This is a genomic window from Shewanella sp. 11B5, assembly GCF_002836795.1.
GTDB lineage: Bacteria > Pseudomonadota > Gammaproteobacteria > Enterobacterales > Shewanellaceae > Shewanella > Shewanella frigidimarina.
In genome coordinates, this window is the sequence record NZ_PJAP01000548.1 from 1 (window position 1) to 5,248 (window position 5,248).

Consider the following 5,248-nt stretch of genomic DNA (forward strand, 5'->3'; position numbering starts at 1 on the left):
ATTTAGCGCAAGGCCTTTTTTAAGGTTATTTGTTATTTCTGGCTTGTTTGCGGATAATTTAGCCTGACCAGCTAGTTTTTAAGCATTATACTGTCACAAACCATGAATCTATAAGGATTGTTATGTCGACTAATATAAGAACTTACCAAGGAATTCACCCTAATTTAGCTGATAACGTCTATGTTGACGAGTCTGCGGTGCTGGTTGGTGACATTAAATTAGACCATGACGCGAGTGTTTGGCCATTAGTTGCTGCGCGCGGTGACGTAAATAAGATACGTATAGGTAAACGCAGTAACGTGCAGGACGGCAGCATATTACATGTAAGCCGTAAGTCTTCGGCAAATCCTGATGGGCATCCATTGATTATTGGTGATGATGTCACTATTGGTCACAAAGCAATGCTCCATGGCTGCAAGATTGGTCATCGCGTACTTATCGGTATGGGAGCGATTTTACTTGATGGTGCAATAGTAGAAGACGATGTCATCGTGGGAGCGGGTTCATTAGTCCCACCCAATAAGGTTTTGCAGAGTGGTTATTTATATGTTGGCAGTCCATGTAAACAAGTAAGGCCATTAACTGAAGCCGAACGTACATTTTTACCACAGTCAGCGGATAATTATGTCCGTTTAAAAAATGAATATTTAGTCGACTTACAACAGTAGAGTTGATTCATATAAACGATATAGGCCAATATGATGTTGGTCTATTTTACTTAGCGCCTGTCATAACAAATCATCTCACACAATTCTTTAGGGCATTCGTTGCTAAACTCACATGGATTTATATGATAGAGAGTCAATTTCGGATGTTGTATTATTTTGTCACTATATAAACATATGCACACAATCTGAGTTAGTCTACATTTCATTAATGTTATCGTTTGAGTAGAGGTACGACTATCAACATGTTTAATGCGAAACAGTATTATCGATTTTCTACCAAGGATGATTACAGTGCACACTAAAAGTAGCATTAACAATAAACACATTGCCTATTTCGACTTTAAGAGTCACTTACTACTACTTGCTGTGCCTTTATTGTTGTTCTTTTTTATCTTCACATTCGCCATATCTGATAGTTCTACATCCTATCTGTATCTAATACTTATTTGTTGCGTTTATGCTTTGAGCTATGGCATCACTTATTACATGCACAAACAAAATATTCTGCGTCTTTGGCAACATTTAGAACAAGTGATCCATATTAACGATACGACTTTTGAGCTAGTTAATTTATCTAGCCAATATGATTCTGAAAAGGCTTTTTTAGACGCTTTATTACAAAAAGCAGTAAGTGCTATAGAAGATGCTGAAATGGGCAGTATTATTTTGGTCGATAAAAAAACTAAAAGATTACAGTTTGAATCAGTTGTGGGCTTAGACATTGAAGCACTTCGAAAAATAAATTTTACTCTTGAGGAGACTTTTCAATTCAGAAAGACTCATGGCCGTTGTGATAAAGCTGTTGTTATTAACAATATGAAAAACATCAATGCTAAAAGTACCCTCACTAACGATGACCAACATGCACTTTTACATGCGTCAATAAAACCCATTTGCTCCACCTTGTCTAGCCCTATCCGTATTGACGGAGAGCTTTACGGAATGATGAATTTAGACAGTAGCAAGATGGAAGCCTTTGGTGACTATGATATAAATCTGGTTAATATTCTTACATCAGAAGCCGCAAACGCGATTTCACTGTACCAAAAGTCTAAAAAAATTGAGATTTTGGCTGATTATGACGGCTTAACCGAGCTGTATAATCGCAAAAAATTTGATGCAACGATTCTGCAATGGCAACATCACCCAGAGTTAGCAAGCTATATCATTATTTTGGATATGGATAACTTAAAGCCGCTAAATGATCAGCACGGACATCAGGCCGGGGACGATGCATTAAAGGCCTTTGCACAATCACTAAAATCAATGTGGCATCCTCATTTTTTAGTCGCGAGATATGGCGGTGATGAATTTATTGCATTATGCCGTGGCCCCATCGATGTCTTAGAGCAGCAAGTAATACAATTGCAGCATGACCTAGCGCTGTTAAGCCCTGCAATTCATTTTAGCTACGGATTTGCCCAGTATGATCAAGATTGGGCTAACGCGTTTAAACAGGCAGATAATAATATGTATAGCCAAAAGCGACTGAAGAAACAACTGAATCAGCCTTAAGCTAGTATAATGTCACCACTGTCATTAAAAGCTTCTTGTTCGATCAATGCTTCTGCTTGGTCTTCAAGATCAAAACGACATTGCTCAAATAAGCACACGGCATTACTTCCACTGACAACTTGCTTGTCGCAAAGCTCACTGATGACCGAGAAACTGGCATAACAGTTGATATTTACGCCTTGTTGCTGAGCAATAAACTTCACTTGATTGGTTTCGGGATAGACTTGATCGGTAAATATCACGCTTTGATTCATTAATCTATTGCCTCTTGCGCTAATGATTCACGCAGTTTTCGCATAACCGACCCCGTATCAGGAGTAATCCCACGCCATAAACTAAAGCTTTTAGCCGCTTGACCAACCAACATACCTAAGCCATCAGCAGTTTTACGCGCATTTTGCGCTTGAGCCCATTGATTAAAAACTGTGGTTTGTTGACTATAAGTCATGTCGTAACAATCTGTGGTTTCATCGACGATAACGCTAGGCAAGGCAATTAATTGTCCAGATAGACCAGCTGAAGTTGAGTTAATAACTAAATCAAATGGCGATATTAGATCTTCAATGGGTTTAGCAAAAAAGTTACCGTACTCATTGAATAAGGTTTGAAGTTGCTCTGCTTTTTCGTGAGTCCGATTACAGATAATCAACTGAGCCACATTGTGCTGTAATATAGGTAAAATACAGCCTCTTGCCGCGCCACCAGCACCCACCAATAACACTCGCTTACCTTTTAGCGAACCAAACAGCATTTCAAGGTCATTCACCAAGCCAACACCATCGGTATTGTCACCGCCAATTTTACCGTCGGGTAAATTAAACAGGGTATTTACTGAACCAGCGAGTTTAGCCATTTCACTGAGTTCGTCACACATGGAAAATGCTTGTTCTTTAAAAGGTGCTGTAACATTGGCGCCTTTACCACCATCGGCAAAAAATGCCGCTAACGAAGAGTCAAATTGATCGACAGGTGCGAGAATAGCTTCATAGCTTAAGTCTTGCTGAGTTTGCTTGGCAAACTCAGTATGTATAAATGGTGACTTACTTTGCGCTATCGGATTCCCAAATACAGCATATTTATCTGTCATTCGCTTTGTCTCTTCATTAACGATTTAGGAAAACATCCCACGTAAAGAGTGAGATGTTATCGGCTATATGCTTCAGGCATTGCTGTTTTTTGTAAATAGCGATCACGGAGCTTGTCTTGACGACTGTCAGTGCTTTGCTCCTCTCCTGCAATCCACATCTTTTGTACTTTACTACTGAACTCGAAAGGATCACCGCTCCATAACACTAAATCTGCTGGCTTACCGACCGCAATACGCCCGGAGTCTAAATGGAAAATATCAGCCACATTTGCCGTCACAGAAGCCAGAGCATCTTCATAGTTCATCCCGTTAGCAACCGCATTACCGGCACTAAAACGGAGTGCGTAAATACCATGGCTATCACCAGGTAAAGCAATGGCTACTTTGACACCCGCTTTTGCTAGTTTACCTGCATTTTCGAGTGAATTATGCAACGAATCAAAACTTTCTGGTAAGTTACGCATGCTATCAATAACCACAGGGATATTTGCTTGCGCGAGCTTATCCGCCACTAATACGGCATCAGCTGCATTGACCAAAACAAGGTCTATGCTCAAGTCTTGTTTAAGCTTAATTAAATGCAAAATATCACTGGCACGGTCTACTGCGATAATTAATGGTTTTTCACCCGCGAGTACCGCGTTAATAATATCATCTTCACGACTTGGTACATCACTATCATCGTCAGCTGTTTTTTTCGCTTTACTCTTTTTGGCTTGCGCTTTTTTAGCATCCTCAAGTTTATGGATCAATTGCTGCATTCCTGCAGCACGCGAGCCTTCTTCTGTCGCACCTAATGCAACCACTAATCCGGTGTTAGCGGCCAGTATACTGTCCCAATCACCACTTAAATCTACAGTAAATGTTTGTCCTGCAAAAATGCCTTCGCCACCGCCAGATGACACTACATTACGAGTTATTCCGCCTTTGCGAGCAAATGGCACCGTAGACGCCTTGGGGTTGTAAGCTAAACTAGGATCAAAAATGACATCAGCTTCTTTTTCGTAAGCATCACGTGAAGAGGCTACCGCACCGATTTCTACTAACCCTAAATCATTCATACTCGCGATAAAGCCTGGAGTTAATATTGCCCCTTTAGCATCTATCACGGTATCGGCTGTCGGTGATGCCGGATTAATGGCTACAATAGTGCCGTCTTCAATCACAACTGTGGCATCGGTTAATACGCCTTGTTCTGTGGCGGTATGCACTGTGGCATGGATAATTGCTACGTTTTCAGCTTGAACTACACCGCAACTTAACGCAAAGCTGATAGATAAACTCAAGGCAAGTACTGATTTATTAAATAGTGTCATTGTCTTGCTCCTTATTGTTGACCTAACATAAAGTCACTTTGTGCCTGGTAGGCAGGATCTTGGCGGTCATACACTTTTGCACCATCAATAAATACCTGTTCAGCTTGGGCGTATACGCTAAACGGGTTGGTATTCCATACAACCACATCTGCATTTTTACCCTTTTCGAGTGAACCGGTCTTATCGCTAATACCCAATGATTTTGCCGCATTAGCAGTAATCCAACCAATTACGTGCTCAGCTTTTAAGTCAAAGCCGTTCACATTCGCGTTATTCATGATTTTTGCCGTTTCTTGATTAAGGCGCTGAATGGTTACGCCAGAGTCTGAATGTACGACAGCACAAGAGTTTTTAACCGCATCGACCATGGCAACATTTTCAAGCACCATGTCATAAGCTTCTAATTTAAAGCCCCACCAATCTGGCCACATAGCTGCACAGTTACCATTTTCAGCCAATAAATCGGCAATTTTGTATGCTTCAACAGCATGATGGAATGTGCCAGCGTGATAACCGAACTCTTTACCTAGGTCGATCATCATCGCCATTTCTTCAGCTTTGTAACAATGGTTATGAATTAAAATATCACCTTCAAGCACACCTTTAAGCGTGTCTTTCATTAAGTCGCGCTTAGGTGCTACAGGGTTCTTACCTGCGGCGTA

At 40.8% G+C, this 5,248-nt stretch carries 6 protein-coding genes; 2 read left to right on the top strand and 4 right to left on the bottom strand.

All coding sequences use genetic code 11. The features are described 5' to 3' along the window. Positions 1 to 122: 122 nt before the first annotated feature. Together CXF78_RS12885 and CXF78_RS12890 are read left to right on the top strand one after the other, a co-directional pair. Positions 123 to 668 carry a gamma carbonic anhydrase family protein gene (locus CXF78_RS12885; protein ID WP_102037024.1) on the top strand — a complete coding sequence of 182 codons (546 nt, stop codon included), beginning with the start codon at positions 123 to 125 and terminating at the stop codon, positions 666 to 668. A 291-nt stretch (positions 669 to 959) separates the two neighbouring features. Then, a complete protein-coding gene (locus CXF78_RS12890) occupies positions 960 to 2,183 on the top strand; it encodes a sensor domain-containing diguanylate cyclase (RefSeq protein ID WP_102037025.1) in 1,224 nt (407 codons plus the stop codon). On the opposite strand, the gene CXF78_RS12895 is transcribed toward CXF78_RS12890, so the two are convergent. The 4 genes from CXF78_RS12895 to CXF78_RS12910 form a co-directional block, all read right to left on the bottom strand. After that, positions 2,180 to 2,437, bottom strand: coding sequence for a DUF1488 family protein (locus CXF78_RS12895; RefSeq protein WP_059746082.1), 258 nt, complete (start codon positions 2,435 to 2,437; stop codon positions 2,180 to 2,182). The two genes, CXF78_RS12890 and CXF78_RS12895, sit on opposite strands and share 4 nt — an antisense overlap. Then, complete coding sequence (gene aroE / locus CXF78_RS12900; RefSeq protein WP_102037026.1) at positions 2,437 to 3,270, bottom strand: shikimate dehydrogenase; 834 nt, start codon at positions 3,268 to 3,270, stop codon at positions 2,437 to 2,439. Before aroE ends, CXF78_RS12895 begins: the two co-directional genes overlap by 1 nt. Before the next feature lie 56 nt (positions 3,271 to 3,326). Continuing rightward, entirely contained in the window at positions 3,327 to 4,586 is a 1,260-nt protein-coding gene (locus CXF78_RS12905) for an amidohydrolase family protein (RefSeq protein WP_102037027.1), read from the bottom strand. Between the two features lie 11 nt (positions 4,587 to 4,597). Further along, the coding region (locus tag CXF78_RS12910; RefSeq protein ID WP_145991436.1) for an amidohydrolase family protein at positions 4,598 to 5,248 on the bottom strand (651 nt) is incomplete at its 5' end.